This is a genomic window from Micromonospora sp. NBRC 101691 (assembly GCF_030269285.1).
Taxonomy (GTDB): domain Bacteria; phylum Actinomycetota; class Actinomycetes; order Mycobacteriales; family Micromonosporaceae; genus Micromonospora; species Micromonospora echinospora.
In genome coordinates this window covers 180,396-198,284 of record NZ_BSTB01000008.1, presented here as the reverse complement: position 1 = coordinate 198,284, position 17,889 = coordinate 180,396, and the positions used below count along the sequence as shown (strand labels likewise).

Here is a 17,889-nt window from a genome sequence, read left to right as displayed (position 1 = left end):
CGAGGAGCAACAGGCATGCCCACGCCCACCAAGGGCCCCCGCCTCGGCGGCAGCCCCGCGCACGAGCGGCTGATGCTGGCCAACCTGGCCACCGCGCTGTTCCAGCACGGCAAGATCCAGACCACCGAGACGAAGGCCCGGCGGCTGCGTCCGCTGGCCGAGCAGCTCATCACCAAGGCCAAGCGCGGTGACCTGGCCTCGCGGCGGCGGGTGCTGGGCGTCGTCAAGGACAAGGACGTGGTCTACGCCCTGTTCGACCAGATCGCGCCCCGGTACGCCAACCGCAACGGTGGCTACACCCGGATCGTGAAGACCGGTCCGCGCAAGGGCGACGCCGCGCCGATGGCGATCATCGAGCTGGTCGAGGAGCTTCAGGTCGCCGAGGCCAAGGCGAACCGGAAGACCGCCGCCCGCAAGGCCGCGCAGCAGGACAAGGTCGAGGCGCTCGCCCCGGCCGACGAGGCTCCGCAGGCCAAGAGCGGCGACCAGGACGCCGAGGCACCGGTGTCGGCGTCCGGCGACACCGCCGCCGCCCGCGAGGACAGCGACGAGGCCGGCGAGAACGACAAGGCCTGAGCATGAGGCCACCATCGGGCCCGGCACCCCTCGGGGTGCCGGGCCCGATGCATGACGCGGAGGTACGAGTGGAGGAGCGGATCCGGCTTCGGCTGGACGTCGCGTACGACGGCACCGGTTTCTCGGGGTGGGCCGCGCAGCCGGAGCGGCGGACGGTGGCCGGGGTGCTCACCGCGACCCTGGACCTGGTGCTCGGGGCGGGCGTCGCGACCGGACTGACCGTGGCCGGCCGGACCGACGCCGGGGTGCACGCCTCCGGGCAGGTGTGTCACCTCGATCTGCCCGGCGAGGTGTGGCGCGCACACGAGGGCGCGCTGCTGCGCCGGCTCGCCCGGCTGCTCCCGCCGGACGTGCGGATCCGGGCGATGACCGAGGTGCCCGCCGACTTCGACGCCCGGTTCTCGGCGACCTTCCGGCGCTACGAGTACCGGGTGACCGACGCCCCGTGGGGCGCCGAGCCGCTGCGCCGGCACGAGGTGCTGGCCTGGCCGCGCCCGCTGGACCTGGCCGCGTTGAACGCCGCCGCAGCCGGGCTGGTGGGCGAGCACGACTTCGCCGCGTACTGCAAACGCAAGGAGAACGCCACCACGCTGCGCGAGGTGACCCGCCTGGACTGGCGACGGGACCCGGACGGCCTGCTGGTCGCCACCGTGCAGGCGGACGCGTTCTGCCAGGCGATGGTGCGCAGCCTGGTCGGGGCGATGCTGGTCGCCGGGGACGGCCGACGCCCGGTCGACTGGCCGGCTAGCCTGCTGAGCCGACGGGACCGGTCGAGCGAGGTGACCGTGGCGCCCGCGCACGGGCTGACCCTGGTCGCGGTCGGCTACCCCGACGACCCGACGGAGTACGCCCGCCGCGCCGACCTCACCCGTCGCCTGCGGGTGCCGAGCACGTCCTGAGCGCCGGGGCGGCCCGCCGGCCGGCGGCTCAGTCGGTGTCCGGATCCGTTCTCCGGGTCCCTTCCGGGTTGGGCTGGAGGAGGTCGCCCTCGGCCCGGCGTTCCAGCACGCCCTTGTCGAGGTGGCGTTCGATCAGGTCGTGGAGCACCTGCTTCGCCTCCGGGTCGTTCGCGCCGACCGACTGACCGTCGGTCCGGACCACCAGGCAGTAGGCGATGTAGTGGCCGCGTACCTGCCAGGCGACCCGGGCCGAGGCGGTGGTCAACGCCTCGGTCTCGTCGCCGGCCTCCAGGGCCAGGAACCGGCCCCGGCGCTCCTGGAGGATCTCCCGGATCCGTTCCCGGACCCGCTCGGCGGTGGCCTGGTCGGTGAGGTTGAACAGCCCGGCGGTGGCCAGGTGCTCGCCGTCCGGTGCCCGGACGGTGCCCCGGACGACCTGGTTGCAGCCGAGTCGGACCAGCAGGTCGGCGAGGTCGTCGGTGGCCGCCACCGCGCAGCTCGCGCTGGAGTGGGTCTTGAGGACCTGGTACGCCGGTTGTCCGTCGGCGACGACCAGTTGCTGGCTCGGGAACACCTCCCGCGCGGTCAGCGGCAGCGGGTCGGTGTCACGCGAGTCCAGGTCGGTCCGGGCCGGTTCATCGGTGCGCGCCGTGCCGGGCTGGGCGGGCGGTGGGCTCTGCGACTCCGACGCCGGATCCCGTTCCATCAGCATGGCGGCGGTGCCGAGGCCGCAGATGGCCAGCAGCACCAGGACCGCCGCGCCCCCCACCACCACCTGCCAGAGCCGGCCGCCCATCCGGGGCACACGTACCGTCGGGGACACCACGGCGGACGCTGCGGCCGGCTGCGGCGCGCCCTCCGCCCCGGCGGCCCGATCCGGGTCGACGGTCTGGGGCGCGGCGGCCTGTGGTGCGAAGGTCTGTGGTGCGGTGGTCGGTGGCGTGGCGGCCTGGGGCGCGGCGGGTTCCGGGTCGGTGGGCTGTGGCTCGGGCGGGGCGGCGGGAACAGGGCTCTCCTCGGGCACCGGCGTGCCCGGGGCTGGCACCGGAACGGCGGCCCGGGCCGGCTCGGCGGTCACCCGGGGGACCGGGGGCAGGTCCGGCGTCGGGAAGCGGGAGGGGGAGGGGCCGGCGGAGGCGCGTCGCGCGCGGGCCACCGACGGGTCGGCTCCGGAGTGCGGAAGCCCCTGCAATGCGTCCTCATCGGACTCGTACCGGTACACCATGGCCTCAGATTAGGTGCATTACTCCTTTCGGGGAGTAAAACGGGAAATTAGCCCTGGACGCTCCGCTCCGGACAGCAGAACGTCGGTGCCGGCGCCTCCGCGCCGGTGCGGGAGAATGCGGACGTGACCGGCGACCACTACTTCAGCTCCCGTCCCGCGAGCCTGCCCCAGCCGCGGCAGGTCGAGTTCTCCGTCGCCGGGCGCGACTACACCCTGGACTCCGCCGGCGGGGTCTTCTCCGCCGACCGACTCGACCCGGGCACCGCGGTCCTGCTCCGCAAGGCCGAGCTGCCCGCGCCGGAGACCACCGGGGCGCTACTCGACCTCGGCTGCGGATTCGGCCCGATCACCTGCGTCCTCGCCACCCACGCCCCGGCGACGACGGTCTGGGCGGTCGACGTCAACGAGCGCGCCCGTGAACTCACCGCCGGGAACGCCGCCCGGGTCGGGGCCGCCGGACGGGTGCGGGTGGCCGCGCCGGACGACGTACCCGACGACGTCACCTTCAGCCAGCTCTGGTCCAACCCGCCGATCCGGGTCGGCAAGGAGGAGCTGCACACCCTGCTGCGGCGCTGGCTGCCCCGGCTCGCCCCGGACGGCGTCGCCTGGCTCGTGGTCGCCCGGCACCTCGGCGGCGACTCGCTGCACGGCTGGCTCACCGACCAGGGCTGGCAGGTCGTCCGGCACGCCAGCCAGAAGGGCTACCGGGTGCTCCGCGTCACCCGGTAAATGGATGTCCCGGGCCCGGTTCGCTCGGGCAGGATGCCCGGGTGGGATACGTGGACGTGGCCGGGGTGGCGCACACCCTGCCGGACGGTCGGGAACTCTTCGCCGACGTGTCGTTCCGGGTCGGTGAGGGGGCCAAGGTCGCCCTGGTCGGGCCGAACGGGGCGGGCAAGACGACCCTGCTGCGCATGGTCGCCGGGGACCTGCCGATCGCCGTCGGCGGCGTGGCCCGCGCCGGTGGGCTCGGCGTGATGCGGCAGTTCATCGGCATGATCGGCGACGACTCCACGCTCGCCGACCTGGCGCTCGGCCTCGCCCCGCCCGCGCTGCGCGACGCCGGCCACCGGCTGGTCGCGACCGAGGCGGCGATGCGGACCGCCGAGGTGCGCGGCAAGTACAGCACCGCCGCCGGCAAGGCTCAGCTCGCGTACGCGGACGCGCTGGCCGCCTGGGGCGAGGTCGGCGGCTACGACGCGGAGGTGCTCTTCGACACCGTCGCCACCATCGTCCTCGGCCTGCCCTGGGACGCCGCCCGGGACCGTCCGGTGCGGACGCTCTCCGGCGGCCAGCAGAAACGTTTCGCCCTGGAACTGCTCCTGCGTGGCCCCGACGAGGTGCTCCTGCTCGACGAGCCGGACAACTTCCTCGACGTGCCCGGCAAACGATGGCTGGAGGCGCGGCTGCGCGAGTCCACCAAGTCCGTGCTGTACGTCTCGCACGACCGGGAACTGCTGGCCCAGACCGCCGACCGGGTGGTCGCCGTCGAGGGCGGCAGCGCCTGGGTGCACCCGGGCAGCTTCGCGACCTGGTACGACGCCCGGGTGGCCCGGCACGCCCGCCTCGACGAGCAGCGCCGCCGCTGGGACGAGGAACACCAGAAACTGCGCGAGCTGATGCTGATGTACAAGCAGAAGGCCGCGTACAACGACGGGCTGGCGTCCCGCTACCAGGCCGCGCAGACCCGGTTGCGCAAGTTCGAGGAGGCCGGGCCGCCGCCCGTACCCCCGAAGGACCAGGACATCCGGATGCGCCTGACCGGCGGACGGACCGGCAAGCGCGCGGTGATCTGCGAGGCCCTGGAACTGGACGGTCTGACCTACCCTTTCGACCTGGAGATCTGGTACGGCGACCGGGTCGCGGTGCTCGGCGCGAACGGCACCGGCAAGTCGCACTTCCTGCGCCTGCTGGCCCGGGGCGGCACCGACCCGGACCCGGCGAACGGTCCGGTCGACGGGGCCGCGGCGCTCGCCCCGGTCGCCCACGACGGGGTGGTCCGGCTCGGCGCCCGGGTCCGCCCCGGGCACTTCTCGCAGACCCACGACCGCCCCGAACTGATGGCCAGGACCCTCGTCGAGATCCTCTGGCGGGGTGACGAGCACCGGGCCGGCATGGACCGGCACACCGCGATGGCCGCCCTCGGCCGGTACGAACTGGCCGGCCAGGGCGACCAGCGGTTCGGCACCCTCTCCGGTGGGCAGCAGGCCCGGTTCCTGGTGCTGCTGCTGGAGCTGTCCGGGGCGACGCTGCTGCTGCTCGACGAGCCCACCGACAACCTCGACCTGGCCAGCGCCGAGGCTCTCGAAGAGGGGTTGAAGGCGTTCGCCGGCACGGTGGTCGCGGTGACCCACGACCGCTGGTTCACCCGCACGTTCGACCGCTTCGTCCTCTTTGCCGGCGACGGCGAGGTCCGCGAGACCCCCGAGCCGGTCTGGGACGTCGGCTGACACCCGGCGACACCCGGCGACGGTTGTCGGGTGGTGGCGGTTGTCGGGTGGTAGCAGGGGACCCTTGTTACCGCTTTTTGAGTAGCAGGGGACCCCTGCAACCATCGCGGCCTAGAGTTGATCTCGTGACTGAGATGACCTTCCGCCGGCTGGGCGACTCGGGGCTCGTGGTGTCCGTGGTCGGTGTCGGCTGCAACAACTTCGGCCGCAAGCTCGACCTCGCCGGGACCCGTGCGGTGGTGGACGCCGCCCTCGACGCCGGCATCAACTTCTTCGACACCGCCGACATCTACGGCCAGCCGCAGGGCGGCTCGGAGGAGATGCTCGGTGCGGCCCTGCGCGGGCGGCGCGACGACGTGGTGCTGGCCACCAAGTTCGGGATGGACATGAACGGCATGAACGGCCCGGACCACGGTGCGCGGGGTGCCCGCCGGTACGTCGCCCGGGCGGTCGAGGCGTCCCTGCGCCGACTCGGCACCGACCACATCGACCTCTACCAGATGCACGAGCCCGACCCGGGCACTCCGGTCGAGGAGACCCTTGCCGCCCTGGACGACCTGGTCCGCGCCGGCAAGGTCCGCTACCTGGGCAACTCCAACTTCAGCGGCTGGCAGATCGCCGACGCGGACTGGACCGCCCGGACCGCCGGCACGACCCGGTTCGTCAGCGCCCAGAACCACTACAGCCTGCTGGAACGCGCGGTGGAGACCGAGGTGGTGCCGGCATGCGAGCGGTTCGGGCTCGGGCTGCTGCCGTTCTTCCCGCTCGCCGACGGCCTGCTCACCGGCAAGTACCGGCGCGGCGAGCAGCCTCCGGCGGGAAGTCGACTCTCCGGGGGCGGACGGTACGCGCAGCGGTTCGCCACCGCCGACTGGGAGACCATCGAGGCCATCGGGGCGTACGCCGACCAGCGAGGGCTGACCATGCTCCAGGTGGCCATCGGTGGGCTGGCCGCCCAGCCGGCGGTCACCTCGGTGATCGCCGGGGCCACCACGCCGGAGCAGGTACGGGCCAACGCCGAGGCCGGCGCCTGGCAGCCGGACGACGACGACCTGGCCGCCCTGCGCGCCCTTCTCTGACCACCGGTTCCGCACCGACCGCTGGCCGATCTCACCGAGCAGGAGCGCGCCGCCGGAAGCGGACCCGGATGGCGGCGCAGCCATCCGTGTCACGCCGGCCGGCGGTCGGTTCAGACCAGACCGTTGACCCGTTGCGCGGGTCGTCCGCGCAGCGCGGCGGCCACCATCCGGGCCGTCCGGGCAGGGTGGCGGAGCACGTCGTCGGAGGTGCAGCGGAACACCCGCCAGCCGGCCGCGCGCAGCGCGTGGAACCGGTTCGCCTCCCGACGGAGCCATGCCGGGTCGCGGGGCGGGCCGGGTTCGTACTCGACCGCGACCCGGCGGGTGGGGTAGGCGAGGTCGACCCGGCCGACGAGCTGACCCACGGCGTCGCGTACGTCGTGTCGCACGGCCGGCGTGGGTAGCCCGGCGTCGAGCAGGAGCAGGCGCAGCCGGGTCTCCATCGGGGACCCGGCGAGCGGATCGGCGAGCGAGAGCACCTCCCGCAGCAGCGGCAGCCCGGGCCAGCCGGCGCGGCCGGCAGCGTACTGACGCAGGGCGGGCAGGTCCACCACGCGATGGTGCAGCAGCGCGTCGACGGCGACCACCGCCTCGGTGCGCGGCGGCCGGCGACCCAGGTCGAAGGCCGTCCGGAGCGCGGTGGTGACCGGCAGCCCGGTGTGGACGGTCAGATCAGCGTCGGGCAGGACCGAGCGGGTGACGGCCACCCGGGCGTGCGGGCGCATCCGGGCCGACCGGGGCAGCACCACGGTGACCGGCGCGTCCGGCGGCAGCAGACCGGCGCCCCACAGGTATGCCGCGCTCAACCCGGCGATCGCGGCGCCGGCCGGGAGCACCAGTGCCACGGCCTTGCACCACATGCGATGGTCGTCCGGTCGCTGGGCCGCCCGGTGCACGTAGACGTCCGGCAGCAGCCGCTGCCAGGCGCGTCCGCGCAACATCGTCCAGGTGAGAAGGCCGTGGGCCACGGCGGTGCTGCCGCGGAAGGGCCGGGACTCGAGACCGGGCGGAACCTGGGGTAGGCGCGGCATCAGGACAGCATGCCGTGACCGGACGGTCACGCGCTGCCCCCGAAGGGCAATTGTGAGATTTTCTCCACTGTCCTCGTTGCGGGAAAACCATCCCTACCTGCGGAAAAACGGACACCGCTTCCTTGGCGGATTCCCGGATCCGTCGTACGGTGTGGCACGCAAGTAACCCACGGGAGCCCGGTGGACCGGGCTGAGAGGGGGGCTGGGAGCCCCCGACCGTCGAACCTGATCCGGGTAATGCCGGCGCAGGGAGGAGAGTTGCCGTGCCGTCCATGGGACGACTGCATCTGGTCACCGACACCCGCCCCGGGCGCGATCCGCTCGCCGTGGTCCGGGCCGCCCTCGGCGTCGCCGGCTCCGAGCTGGTGGTGCAGGTCCGGGTCGAGGACTCCGCCACCGACCGCGAGGCGTACGACCTGACCTGCCGGATCCTCGACCTGTGCGGGCCGGTGGGCGCGACGTGCCTGGTCAACGATCGGTTGCACGTGGCGCTCGCGGCCGGCGCGGCGGGCGGACACGTCGGCGCGGACGATCTGCCGGTCGGCGCGGCCCGCCGGGTGCTCGGCCCTGACGCGGTGCTCGGCGCGACCGCCCGGGAACCGGTAGCCGCCGCGCGGGCGGTCGCTGCCGGGGCCGGCTACCTCGGCGTCGGTCCCTGCCACACGACCACCACCAAGGACGGCCTGCCGGCACCGATCGGTCCGGACGGGATACGCGCGGTGGCCGACGCGGTGCCGGTGCCGGTCATCGCCATCGGCGGGGTGACCGCGGCGACGGTGCCGGCGCTGCGCGCTGCCGGGGCGTACGGGGTGGCGGTGGTCGGGGCGCTCTCCACCGCCGCCGACCCGGCCCGCGCGACCGCCGAGCTGCTCGGAGCCCTCAGGTGGTAGCAGGGGGCCCTTGCTCATCAAAAGGCGGTAACAGGGGTCCCCTGCTTGCACCGGAGGTGGCGGTGGTGGGGGGTGGCGCGGTGGGGTGGGCGATCGCGTGGCGCTGCGCCGCCCGGGGACTGTCGGTGACCGTGAACGATCCGGCGTCCGGTTCGGGGGCGTCCACCGTGGCCGCCGGGATGCTCGCCCCGGTCGCCGAGGCGTACTTCGGGGAGACCGCGCTGACCGGGCTGCTCGTCGAGTCCGCCGCCCGCTGGCCGGGATTCGCCGCCGAGCTGACCGCCGCCAGCGGCGTCGACCTGGGGTACCGCACCGAGGGCACCCTGATCGTCGGTCTCACCGGCGACGACCTGGCCGAGGTACGCCGGCTCGGGGCGTACCAGCGGGAGCTGGGGCTGCCGGTCACCGCGCTGCGCCCCAGCGGATTGCGGGACCGCGAGCCGGCGCTCGCGCCCGGGGTGCGGGGCGGCGCGTTCGCCCCCGGCGACCACCAGGTCGACCCGCGCCGCCTGCTGGTGGCCCTGCGTACCGCCGCCGAGCGGGCCGGCGCGGTGCTGGTCGACGCCCCGGTCGGCCGGCTCGACGAGGTGGTCGCGCCGGCCGTCGTGGTCGCCGCCGGCTGCGGCACCGCCGCCCTCACCGGCCTGCCGGTCCGGCCGGTGAAGGGGCAGATCCTCCGGCTCCGCGCGCCCGGTGGCGGTCCGCCGGGCTTCCGGCACGTCGTCCGGGGGTACGTCGACGGCGAGCAGGTGTACGTCGTGCCCCGCGCCGACGGGGAGGTGGTGGTCGGGGCGACCGTCGAGGAGCGCACGGATCCGGCCGTCACCGCCGGGGCGGTGCTGCGACTGCTCCGGGCGGCCGTCGACCTCCTGCCCGAGCTGGCCGAGTACGACCTGGTCGAGACGACGGTCGGCTTCCGTCCCGGCACCCCGGACAACGCCCCGGTCATCGGCGCGCTCCCCGGTCGGCCCGGGGTGCTGGTCGCGTCGGGCCACCACCGGCACGGCATCGTGCTCACCCCGGTCACCGCCGACCTGGTCGCCGACCTGGTCACCACCGGAACCCCCGACGCGATGCTCGCCCCCTTCGCCCCGGACCGGTTCGGCCCGCCCACCCGGCCGGCGACCGGTCGCTGACCCCACCAGGGCGTACGCACGCTCCGTGACCCACGAACACGTCACGGAAGTCCGTGATCTGCAACGGAAGGACGACAGGTGGAACTGACGGTCAACGGCGTCGGGCGGAGCCTGCCCGACGCGGCGACGGTGGCGGACCTGGTCCGCGAGGTCACCGCCGACCAGCGCGGGGTGGCGGTCGCGGTCAACGGCGAGGTGGTGCCCCGGGCCGGCTGGCCGGCCACGGCGCTGCGCGACGGCGACCGGGTCGAGGTGCTCAGCGCGGCTCAGGGCGGGTGAGCAGTATGTCCTTCGTCCTCGGCGGTACGACGTTCGCCTCCCGGCTGATCCTGGGCACCGGTGGCGCGGCCAACCTGCACGTGCTGGAACGGGCGATCCGCGCCTCCGGCACCGAGCTGGTCACCCTGGCGCTGCGCCGGGTCGACCCGACCAGCGGGCACGGCGGCCTGCTGGACCTGCTCGACCGGTGCGGCGTGCGGCTGCTGCCCAACACCGCCGGTTGCTACACGGCGGGGGAGGCGGTGAAGGTCGCCCACCTGGCGCGGGACGCTTTCGACACCGACTGGGTGAAACTGGAGGTGATCGGCGACGAGCGGACCCTCCTGCCCGACGGGGTGGAACTGCTGCGCGCCGCCGAACAACTCGTCGACGACGGATTCACCGTCCTGCCGTACACCTCGGACGATCCGGTGCTGGCCCGGCGGCTGGTCGACGTGGGCTGTGCGGCGGTGATGCCGGCCGGCGCGCCGATCGGCTCCGGCCTGGGCGTCACCAATCCACACCACATCCGGCTGATCCGGCAGGAGGTCGACGTGCCGGTGGTCCTGGACGCCGGCATCGGCACCGCCAGTGACGCCGCGCTCGCCATGGAACTCGGCTGCGACGCGGTGCTGCTGGCCAGCGCGGTCACCCGGGCCGCGGACCCGGAGGCGATGGCCGGCGCGATGCGGCACGCCGTCGAGGCGGGACGGCTGGCGTACCGGGCCGGTCGGATCCCACGCCGCTTCCACGCGCTGGCGTCCACACCCGACGAGGGACGGCCGGAGCTGTGACCGCCCCGCTCGCCGCCGCTCGACCTCCCGATCGTGGTGCGCATCGGCCCCCGGGCGGGCCCGTCCCCACCACGATCCCGTCCGGTGTGGTGCTGTTGACCGACCGGCGGTCGGCCGACCGGGGGCTGGCCGAGGTCGTCGCCGCAGCGGTGGCCGGGGGAGTGCGTTGGGTGGTGCTGCGGGAGAAGGACCTGCCCCGTCCCGAGCGCGCCGCCCTCGCCGCCGAGCTGCGGGCGATCCTGGCCGACGCGGGCGGCACCCTGGTCGTCGCCGGCCCCGACCCGCTGGACGGGGACGCGGTCCACCTGCCGGCCGCCGGCCCGTACCCGCCGCCCCGACTCGGCCTGGTCGGCCGCTCCTGCCACGACGCGGCCGAACTGGCCCGACTCACCACCGAGGACTACGTCACCGTCTCGCCCGTCCATCCCACCCCGACCAAACCCGGTTACGGGCCACCCCTGCGCCCCGAAGGCCTGGCCGAGCTGGTCCGGGTCAGCCCGGTGCCGGTCCTCGCCCTCGGCGGGATCGAAACCCCCGGCCAGGTGCGCTCCTGCGTCGCGGCCGGCGCGGTCGGCGTGGCGGTGCTCGGCGCCCTCATGCGCGCCGAGCACCCCACCGAGGCCGCCGCCACGCTGACCCACGCCTTCGAGCAGGCGACCACCCCCGGGCCAGCTACCCGCCACGCCGAGACGAGGGTCGCCACCCCCGGACCAGCTACCCGCCACGCCCATACGAAGGTCGCCACCCCCGTCCCAGCTACCCGAAACGTCGGGACGAAGGTCTCCGACCCGGGGCTGCGGCCGGGCGTGACCACGGAGGGACCAAGCCTGACCGCCCGGAGTGGGCACGCCCGGCCGCAGCCCCCCACCGCAACCAAAACCGCTACCACCGGAGACCGACAGTGACCCCGAAGACCGTGCTGACCATCGCCGGCTCGGACTCCGGCGCCGGTGCCGGCATCCAGGCCGACCTGAAGGCGTTCGCCGCGCTCGGCGCGTACGGCACCAGCGTGCTCACCGCCGTGACCGCGCAGAACACCCGGGGCGTGGACGCCGTCCTGCCGCTGCCCCCGGCCACGGTCACCGACCAGCTCGACAGCGTGCTCGGTGACTTCCGGGTCCGGGCGGTGAAGACCGGCATGCTCGGCACCCCGGCGATCGCCGACGTGGTGGCCGGGGCGGCCCGGGCCGGGCGGCTGCCGAACCTGGTCGTCGACCCGGTGCTCGTCGCCACCAGCGGACACCGGCTCGGCGTGGTCGGGGCGGTCGAGCGGCTGCTGCCGTACGCGCTGGTGGTGACGCCGAACCGGGCGGAGGCCGAGGCCCTCACCGGAGCGCCGGTGACCACGGTCGGGGAGATGGTCGCCGCCGCCGAGGCGCTCGCGGCCGGCGGCCCGGCGTACGTGGTGGTCACCGGCGGCGACGTGGACACCGACGGCGAGGCGGTCGACGTGCTGCACGGGCCGGGCGGCACCACCGTGCTCCGCGCGCCCCGGGTGGACACCCGGCACAACCACGGCACCGGCTGCTCGTTCTCGGCGGCGGTCGCCGTCCGACTGGCGGCGGGCGAACCGGTGCCGACGGCGGTGGCGACCGCCAAGGAGTACGTCACCCGCGCGCTGACCGGCGCGCGGAACTGGGAACTGGGCGCGGGCCGTGGCCCGCTGGACCACTTCGGCTGGTCCTGACGACCACCAGGGAGGCTGTCATGCAGGCACGACGCAAGGTCTACGTCGAGGGGTCCCGGCCGGATGTCCGGGTGCCCTTCGCCGAGGTGGAGCTGACCGGGGACAACCCGCCGGTGCGGCTCTACGACACCTCCGGCCCCGGCTCCGACCCGGAGGTCGGACTGCCACCGCTGCGTGGACCGTGGATCGCCGAACGCGGCGACGTCGCCCCGGTACGCGGGGCGGGCACCCCGCTCGCGGGCGTGACCGGGAAACGGCCGACGCAGCTCCGGTATGCCCGGGCGGGAACCGTCACCCCGGAAATGGAGTTCGTGGCGATCCGGGAGGGCGTGACCCCGGAGTTCGTCCGGGCCGAGATCGCGGCCGGACGGGCGGTGCTGCCGTTGAACGTCAACCACCCCGAGTGCGAGCCGGCGATCATCGGGAAGGCGTTCCTGGTCAAGGTGAACGCCAACATCGGCACCTCGGCGGTCACCTCCTCGGTCGCCGAGGAGGTGGAGAAGCTGACCTGGGCGACCCGGTGGGGCGCGGACACCGTGATGGACCTCTCCACCGGCCGGCGGATCCACGAGACCCGGGAGGCGATCGTCCGCAACTCGCCGGTGCCGATCGGGACGGTGCCGATCTACCAGGCGCTGGAGAAGATCGGCGGTGACCCGGTGAAGCTGAGCTGGGAGGTGTTCCGGGACACCGTGGTCGAGCAGGCCGAGCAGGGCGTGGACTACATGACCGTGCACGCCGGGGTGCTGCTGCCGTACGTGCCGTTGGCCGTCGACCGGGTGACCGGGATCGTCTCCCGGGGCGGGTCCATCATGGCCGCCTGGTGCCTGGCCCACCATGAGGAGAACTTCCTCTACACCCACTTCGCCGAGCTCTGCGAGGTCCTGGCCCGCTACGACGTCACGTTCTCCCTCGGCGACGGGTTGCGACCGGGCTCGATCGCGGACGCCAACGACGAGGCCCAGTTCGCCGAGCTGCGGACCCTCGGTGAGCTGACCGGCGTCGCCTGGGCACACGACGTGCAGGTGATGATCGAGGGCCCGGGACACGTGCCGATGCACAAGATCAAGGAGAACGTGGACCTCCAGCAGGAGTGGTGCCACCAGGCCCCGTTCTACACGCTCGGCCCGCTGACCACCGACATCGCGCCCGCGTACGACCACATCACGTCGGCCATCGGCGCGGCGATGATCGGCATGTTCGGCACCGCGATGCTCTGCTACGTGACGCCGAAGGAGCACCTCGGCCTGCCCGACCGGGACGACGTGAAGGCCGGCGTGATCGCTTACAAGATCGCGGCGCACGCGGCCGACCTGGCCAAGGGGCATCCCGGCGCACAGGCCCGGGACGACGCGCTCTCCAAGGCCCGGTTCGAGTTCCGCTGGGAGGACCAGTTCAACCTCTCGCTGGACCCGGAGACCGCGCGGGCGTACCACGACGCGACCCTGCCCGCCCAGCCGGCGAAGACCGCGCACTTCTGCTCGATGTGCGGGCCGAAGTTCTGTTCGATGAAGATCACGCAGGAGTTGAAGGACTACGCGGCCCGGGGCATGCGGGACAAGTCCGAGGAGTTCGTCGCCTCGGGGAGCCGGGTCTACCTTCCGCTGGCCTGACCGTCAGTCGTGCGGGTGCCGTGCGTCGGAGCGGAGGCTGCGCCGGTCGCCCGGGTCCGAGGGGGCGACCGGGTCCGGCATCGGCTGACCCAGCTGGGCGACCCAGTCGACGTACTCCTCGTCGTGGGGGAGCAGCGCCGGCTCCGCCCGCTCGCGACCGCCGCTCCCCTCCGAACGGCCGCCGGTGCCCGCGCCGGCCGGGGACCGGTCGCGCCGGAGCAGGCCGCGCAGCTTGCGGAACCCGCCGACGGCCGAGGCGTCACCCGGGTCACCGGCGCTTCCGGCCGCTCTGGGCAAGGGAGCTGCCGAACCGTGCGCCCCCGGTCCGGTGCCGGTCGACGCGCCGGTGTCCTCCGGTGTGCCGCCGCTCGTCGGGTCGGTGTGTCCGGGCCCCGGCATCTCGCGGGGGGTGGGTACCGGGACGGGACCAACGTCACCGGCGTACCGGTCCGGGGAGGGGCGCGACCAGTCCAACCCCCCGGTCGACACGGTCTGCGCCGTGCCGGGCGTACTCGGCCAGTCCGTCGTGCCCGGCCGGTCCCGGTCGGCGCCGGCGGGCTGGGGGACGTGCCACGGGAGTCGCCCGATCGGCTGGGGCCCGGCCTGGCCGGACGACTCTGCGGTGACGCCTCCGGCCGGCTCCGGCGTGGGTACGGCCGGCTGGGGGATCGTGGTCTCGAACCAGGCGGCTTCGACGTCGTGGCCGGTCGCGGCGGAAACGGGCGGGGCCGCCGCGGCGGAGCCGGCCGGAGCGGGTGCCGGGTCACCGGTCGGCCGGGCCGGAGCGGAGACCGGGGCGTCGGTCGGGTGGGCGGGTGCCGGTACGGGCGGCAGTCCGGGGTCGGTGGGCAGGGGACGCAGGATGTCGGTCGGCTCGATGGCGTCGCTCCGGGACCGGGTCCGCAGCGGTCGCCGCAGCAGGGCGGTGAGGGCCGGCGGTGACCGGTGCAGCAGGGTGGCGAGGGCCGGCGGCGGCCACCGCAGCAGGGTGGCGGCGTCCAACGCCGGCCGGCGCAGCACGGTGGCGGCGGTCGCCCCGAGCGCTCCGGCCGGCACCGCGAGCAGCGCGGCCAGGTAGGGCCCGGACTGGTAGCCGTCGTCGCCCTGCCCCGAACCGGCGAGCAGGTAGGCGACCGCGACCAGCAGCGGTGCCGCCACGCCGCTGACGCCGCCGAAGAGCGGGGGCTGGCCGCGCCACCGGGCCACCCCGGCCACGGCCGCTCCGACGAGCAGCGCCAGACCGGGCAGGATCAGCATGGCCAGGCGTCCGGCGGTGTCCGGCGAGAGCCAGGCCGGGTCCAGCGCGCCGAGGCGTACGGTCGGCAGCGGCCCGGTCGTACCGAGCGACGGTACGACCGACAGCAGCGCGAGGAGCCAGAGCGCGGCGGTGGACGCGGCGACGTTCCAGGTCACCGGGGCGTACCGGAGCACGGCGAGGGCGGCGACCGTCCCGGCCAGCGCGCCGAAGAGGGCGCTGACCGCGACGGTCAGCACCGGGTCCCCGGAGGGCACCTGCGCGTTGCCGGCCGGCAGCATGCACAACGGTGCGACCACCGTCGCGCCCAGCGTGGCGGCCACCGCGATGGTGACCTGCACGACGGTGGTGACCGGAAGGTCGGCCCGGCGGGCGTACCGCTCGGCGAACACGGCCCCGACCATGGTGGCGCCGACCGCGAACCAGCTCACCCAGACGAGCTGCGCCGGCCAGTGGCCGGGAGCGTCGACGAAGGACCGGGCGAACCGGAGGATGCCGAGACCGTACGCGATGCCGAGTTGGCCGGCCCCGGCCAGCGCGCTCACCCCGAGCGCCACCAGCAGAGATCTGCCCCAGGTCCGTATGGCCATGTGCGCACGTTACGGCCCGTCGACCCCGATCGCCACCAAAACGGGGCATCACGCGACAGGCGCGCCGTCCTCGACGCTCGAAGGTGACGGCAACTCAGGTACCTACCCGACGGCTACGTCGGTCCGCGGGGGTGGCTACTCAATCCACCGGTGGTGACTACTTCAGTTCGACAAGCCGCGCGAGGTACGTCGTGTCGCCGACGTTGGTGAGCATGTGGACGGCACCCGGGTCCCGGTAGACCACGCCGCCGGTCGGCTCGTCGGCGTCGATCCGGGTCCCGTCGACGGTCTGGATGACGTTCTTCCCGCCCTGCACCGCGATGACCAGGTACGGGTGGTCGTGGCGGTGCAGCGGCTGGTACTCACCCGGTTCGAGCCGGATGTGCCAGACCCGGACCTTGTCGTTCTCCAGGACGATCTCCTGGCCCACCGGGCCCAGTTCCGTGCTCATCGCGCCTCCAGTCGGGGTAGCACCTCGCCGGCGATCAGGTCGAGGTGGTCCAGGTCGTCGAGTTCGATCAGACGCAGGTGGACCCGGGTGGCGCCGATCGCGGCGAACTCACCGAGCCGGTCGACGAGTTGGGCGGGCGAACCGACCACCGCGTCCTCCGGGGGCAGCGCGCTCTTGGCGTGCAGCGGCTCGGCCCGTCGCCGGGTCTCGGCGTCGGTACGCCCGACCGCCACCACGATCCCGGCGGAGAACACCAGCGGGGGGCGTCCCGAGGCGTCCCGGCCGTGCCGGTCGCACGCCTCGCGTACGCGCTCGTACGCCGCAGCCGTCTCGGCCACGCTCCGGAACGGCATGTTGAACTCGTCGGCGTACCGGGCGGCCAGCTCGGGGGTGCGCTTCGGGCCCTTGCCGCCGACGATGATCGGCGGACCGGGCACCTGCGTCGGTTTGGGCAGGGCGGGGGCGTCCACCAGCCGGTAGTACGGGCCGTCGTGGTGGTACGTCTCACCGACCGGGGTACGCCAGAGGCCGGTGACCACCTCCAGCTGCTCGGCCAGCCGGTCGAAACGTTCCACCACGGGTGGGAACGGGATGCCGTACGAGAGGTGTTCACGCTCGTACCAGCCGGCGCCGATGCCCAGCTCGACCCGGCCGCCGCTCATCTGGTCGACCTGCGCCACCATCACGGCCAGCGGTCCGGGCAGCCGGAACGTGGCCGAGCTGACCAGCGTCCCCAGCCGGATCCGGGAGGTCTCCCGGGACAGCGCGGCCAGGGTCAGCCAGGCGTCGGTCGGGCCGGGCAGGCCGGCGTCGGTCCCCATCGACTGGTAGTGGTCGGCCCGGAAGAACCCCTCGAAGCCGGTCTCCTCCACCCGACGGGCGAACCGGAGCTGGTCGTCGTAGGTGGCTCCCCGGTGCGGTTCGACGAAGACGCACACCCGCACGGTCATCGCCCCTTCGTCCCGGCCGGCGCCGGGTCCCGCTCCATCAGCAGTTCGTGCAGGTCGGCGCTGACCCGGGCGACGTCGGCCAGGTGCGCGTTGCGGCCGAGGCTGCGTGGGCGGGGAATGTCCACGTCGACCACCTTGCGGATCCGCCCGGGCCGGGGGCTGAGCACGACCACCCGGTCGGCGAGGAGCACCGCCTCGTCGATGGAGTGGGTGACGAACACGATGGTGGCCTGGTTCTGCATGTGCACCCGCTGCAACTCGACCGAGAGCTCCTCGCGGGTGAGCGCGTCGAGGGCGGAGAACGGCTCGTCCATCAGCAGCACCCGAGGCTCGGCGATCAGCGAGCGGCAGAGCGAGACCCGCTGCTGCATGCCGCCGGAGAGCTCGTGCGGCAGCCGCTTCTCGAATCCGGCCAGCCCGGCCACCTCAAGCAGGTCACGGGCCCGTTGCCGGTGCTTGGACCGGCTCCAGCCGAAGATCTCCACCGGCAGCAGGACGTTGTCCAGCACGTTGCGCCAGGGCAGCAGCGCCGGGCGTTGGAACAGCATCGCGATGTCCTGCCGGGGCCGGGTGATCGGCCGGCCGTCCACCTCGACCTGCCCGGCGGTGACCGGGAGCAGCCCGGCGATCAGCCGGAGCAGGGTGGACTTGCCGCAACCGGACCGCCCGAGCACGGCGACGAACTCGCCCTCGGCAACGTCCAGGTCGATGCCACGCAACGCCTCGACCTGACCGGAGCGACCGGTGAAGGTGCGCGACACCCCCGACAGTCGTATCATCCGGCGTTCTCCCATCCACGGTATTCGCGAGCGACGCAAGGCTAACGGCATTACGTCTGCTTGACACCGTCCAGGGTGGACAACAATCTGTTGTCGTTCCGTAACCGGATCCACCTGGTGTCGCCAAGGTGACTCTCTCGTACGCTGTGCCGGCGAAGAGTCCCCCGCGAAGATGACGCCGGTCCCCACCCCCCCCCTCACCACGGCGTCATCCGGCTCGACAACT

Annotated in this window: 17 protein-coding genes, 1 pseudogene and 1 riboswitch; of the genes and pseudogenes, 12 read left to right on the top strand and 6 right to left on the bottom strand. The window is 74.0% G+C overall.

What is annotated here, in order from left to right; translation table 11 throughout:
- The first annotated feature begins 15 nt into the window (after window positions 1-15).
- Both rplQ and truA read left to right on the top strand, forming a co-directional pair.
- Window positions 16-576, top strand: coding sequence for a 50S ribosomal protein L17 (gene rplQ / locus QSK20_RS15245; RefSeq protein ID WP_088982069.1), 561 nt, complete (start codon window positions 16-18; stop codon window positions 574-576).
- Window positions 577-644: 68 nt separating this feature from the next.
- Window positions 645-1,475 carry a tRNA pseudouridine(38-40) synthase TruA gene (truA, locus tag QSK20_RS15240; RefSeq protein WP_285789332.1) on the top strand — a complete coding sequence of 277 codons (831 nt, stop codon included), beginning with the start codon at window positions 645-647 and terminating at the stop codon, window positions 1,473-1,475.
- Window positions 1,476-1,503: 28 nt separating this feature from the next.
- Here truA and QSK20_RS15235 read toward each other — a convergent pair whose 3' ends face one another.
- On the bottom strand, window positions 1,504-2,700 hold the full coding sequence (locus tag QSK20_RS15235; RefSeq protein WP_285789265.1) for a hypothetical protein: 1,197 nt from the start codon (window positions 2,698-2,700) through the stop codon (window positions 1,504-1,506).
- Between the two features lie 123 nt (window positions 2,701-2,823).
- On the opposite strand from QSK20_RS15235, the gene QSK20_RS15230 reads away from it, so the two are divergent.
- The 3 genes from QSK20_RS15230 (at window position 2,824) to QSK20_RS15220 (ending at window position 6,229) form a co-directional block, all read left to right on the top strand.
- Window positions 2,824-3,429: a class I SAM-dependent methyltransferase gene (locus tag QSK20_RS15230; protein ID WP_285789264.1), complete on the top strand. Its 606-nt coding sequence runs from the start codon at window positions 2,824-2,826 to the stop codon at window positions 3,427-3,429.
- Window positions 3,430-3,470: 41 nt separating this feature from the next.
- Window positions 3,471-5,150, top strand: coding sequence for an ABC-F family ATP-binding cassette domain-containing protein (locus QSK20_RS15225; RefSeq protein WP_285789263.1), 1,680 nt, complete (start codon window positions 3,471-3,473; stop codon window positions 5,148-5,150).
- Window positions 5,151-5,284: 134 nt separating this feature from the next.
- Window positions 5,285-6,229, top strand: coding sequence for an aldo/keto reductase (locus tag QSK20_RS15220; RefSeq protein WP_285789331.1), 945 nt, complete (start codon window positions 5,285-5,287; stop codon window positions 6,227-6,229).
- Between the two features lie 110 nt (window positions 6,230-6,339).
- Here the strand turns inward: QSK20_RS15220 and QSK20_RS15215 are convergent, their stop codons facing one another.
- Complete coding sequence (locus tag QSK20_RS15215; protein WP_285789262.1) at window positions 6,340-7,260, bottom strand: type IV toxin-antitoxin system AbiEi family antitoxin; 921 nt, start codon at window positions 7,258-7,260, stop codon at window positions 6,340-6,342.
- A 159-nt stretch (window positions 7,261-7,419) separates the two neighbouring features.
- Window positions 7,420-7,529: riboswitch (TPP riboswitch) on the top strand.
- Between QSK20_RS15215 and QSK20_RS15210 the strand changes: the two genes are divergently transcribed.
- From QSK20_RS15210 to thiC, 7 genes and pseudogenes are all read left to right on the top strand, one after another.
- On the top strand, window positions 7,524-8,150 hold the full coding sequence (locus tag QSK20_RS15210) for a thiamine phosphate synthase (RefSeq protein WP_285789261.1): 627 nt from the start codon (window positions 7,524-7,526) through the stop codon (window positions 8,148-8,150). (Overlaps the previous riboswitch by 6 nt.)
- Window positions 8,144-9,286 carry a glycine oxidase ThiO gene (gene thiO / locus QSK20_RS15205; RefSeq protein WP_285789260.1) on the top strand — a complete coding sequence of 381 codons (1,143 nt, stop codon included), beginning with the start codon at window positions 8,144-8,146 and terminating at the stop codon, window positions 9,284-9,286. The genes QSK20_RS15210 and thiO overlap by 7 nt, the downstream gene beginning before the upstream one ends.
- Window positions 9,287-9,364: 78 nt before the next feature.
- Window positions 9,365-9,565, top strand: coding sequence for a sulfur carrier protein ThiS (gene thiS, locus QSK20_RS15200; RefSeq protein ID WP_285789259.1), 201 nt, complete (start codon window positions 9,365-9,367; stop codon window positions 9,563-9,565).
- A 5-nt stretch (window positions 9,566-9,570) separates the two neighbouring features.
- Window positions 9,571-10,338: a thiazole synthase gene (locus tag QSK20_RS15195; protein ID WP_396864424.1), complete on the top strand. Its 768-nt coding sequence runs from the start codon at window positions 9,571-9,573 to the stop codon at window positions 10,336-10,338.
- 74 nt (window positions 10,339-10,412) lie between these two features.
- Window positions 10,413-11,012, top strand: a pseudogene (locus QSK20_RS15190) (thiamine phosphate synthase); the annotation flags it as partial.
- Between the two features lie 227 nt (window positions 11,013-11,239).
- Window positions 11,240-12,025: a bifunctional hydroxymethylpyrimidine kinase/phosphomethylpyrimidine kinase gene (gene thiD, locus QSK20_RS15185; RefSeq protein ID WP_285789257.1), complete on the top strand. Its 786-nt coding sequence runs from the start codon at window positions 11,240-11,242 to the stop codon at window positions 12,023-12,025.
- Window positions 12,026-12,045: 20 nt separating this feature from the next.
- A complete protein-coding gene (gene thiC, locus QSK20_RS15180) occupies window positions 12,046-13,638 on the top strand; it encodes a phosphomethylpyrimidine synthase ThiC (protein ID WP_285789256.1) in 1,593 nt (530 codons plus the stop codon).
- A 3-nt stretch (window positions 13,639-13,641) separates the two neighbouring features.
- Here thiC and QSK20_RS15175 read toward each other — a convergent pair whose 3' ends face one another.
- The 4 genes from QSK20_RS15175 to QSK20_RS15160 all read right to left on the bottom strand — a co-directional run bounded on the left by QSK20_RS15175 (window position 13,642) and on the right by QSK20_RS15160 (window position 17,663).
- The gene (locus QSK20_RS15175; protein WP_285789255.1) at window positions 13,642-15,483 is read right to left on the bottom strand and encodes a hypothetical protein; all 1,842 of its coding nucleotides are present in this window, start codon (window positions 15,481-15,483) and stop codon (window positions 13,642-13,644) included.
- Window positions 15,484-15,640: 157 nt separating this feature from the next.
- Entirely contained in the window at window positions 15,641-15,934 is a 294-nt protein-coding gene (locus tag QSK20_RS15170; RefSeq protein WP_285789254.1) for a cupin domain-containing protein, read from the bottom strand.
- Window positions 15,931-16,878, bottom strand: coding sequence for an LLM class F420-dependent oxidoreductase (locus QSK20_RS15165; RefSeq protein WP_285789330.1), 948 nt, complete (start codon window positions 16,876-16,878; stop codon window positions 15,931-15,933). The genes QSK20_RS15170 and QSK20_RS15165 overlap by 4 nt, the downstream gene beginning before the upstream one ends.
- A gap of 2 nt (window positions 16,879-16,880) precedes the next feature.
- Complete coding sequence (locus QSK20_RS15160; RefSeq protein WP_285789253.1) at window positions 16,881-17,663, bottom strand: ABC transporter ATP-binding protein; 783 nt, start codon at window positions 17,661-17,663, stop codon at window positions 16,881-16,883.
- Window positions 17,664-17,889: the final 226 nt, after the last annotated feature.

What these genes read in the sequence shown, in the direction of transcription:
- QSK20_RS15175 (WP_285789255.1), bottom strand. Translation starts at nt 15,483, where the DNA reads ATGGCCATACGGACCTGGGGCAGATCTCTGCTGGTGGCGCTCGGGGTG.
- thiC (WP_285789256.1), top strand. Translation starts at nt 12,046, where the DNA reads ATGCAGGCACGACGCAAGGTCTACGTCGAGGGGTCCCGGCCGGATGTC.
- QSK20_RS15170 (WP_285789254.1), bottom strand. Translation starts at nt 15,934, where the DNA reads ATGAGCACGGAACTGGGCCCGGTGGGCCAGGAGATCGTCCTGGAGAAC.
- rplQ (WP_088982069.1), top strand. Translation starts at nt 16, where the DNA reads ATGCCCACGCCCACCAAGGGCCCCCGCCTCGGCGGCAGCCCCGCGCAC.
- QSK20_RS15160 (WP_285789253.1), bottom strand. Translation starts at nt 17,663, where the DNA reads ATGATACGACTGTCGGGGGTGTCGCGCACCTTCACCGGTCGCTCCGGT.
- QSK20_RS15195 (WP_396864424.1), top strand. Translation starts at nt 9,571, where the DNA reads ATGTCCTTCGTCCTCGGCGGTACGACGTTCGCCTCCCGGCTGATCCTG.
- QSK20_RS15215 (WP_285789262.1), bottom strand. Translation starts at nt 7,260, where the DNA reads ATGCCGCGCCTACCCCAGGTTCCGCCCGGTCTCGAGTCCCGGCCCTTC.
- QSK20_RS15220 (WP_285789331.1), top strand. Translation starts at nt 5,285, where the DNA reads ATGACCTTCCGCCGGCTGGGCGACTCGGGGCTCGTGGTGTCCGTGGTC.
- QSK20_RS15235 (WP_285789265.1), bottom strand. Translation starts at nt 2,700, where the DNA reads ATGGTGTACCGGTACGAGTCCGATGAGGACGCATTGCAGGGGCTTCCG.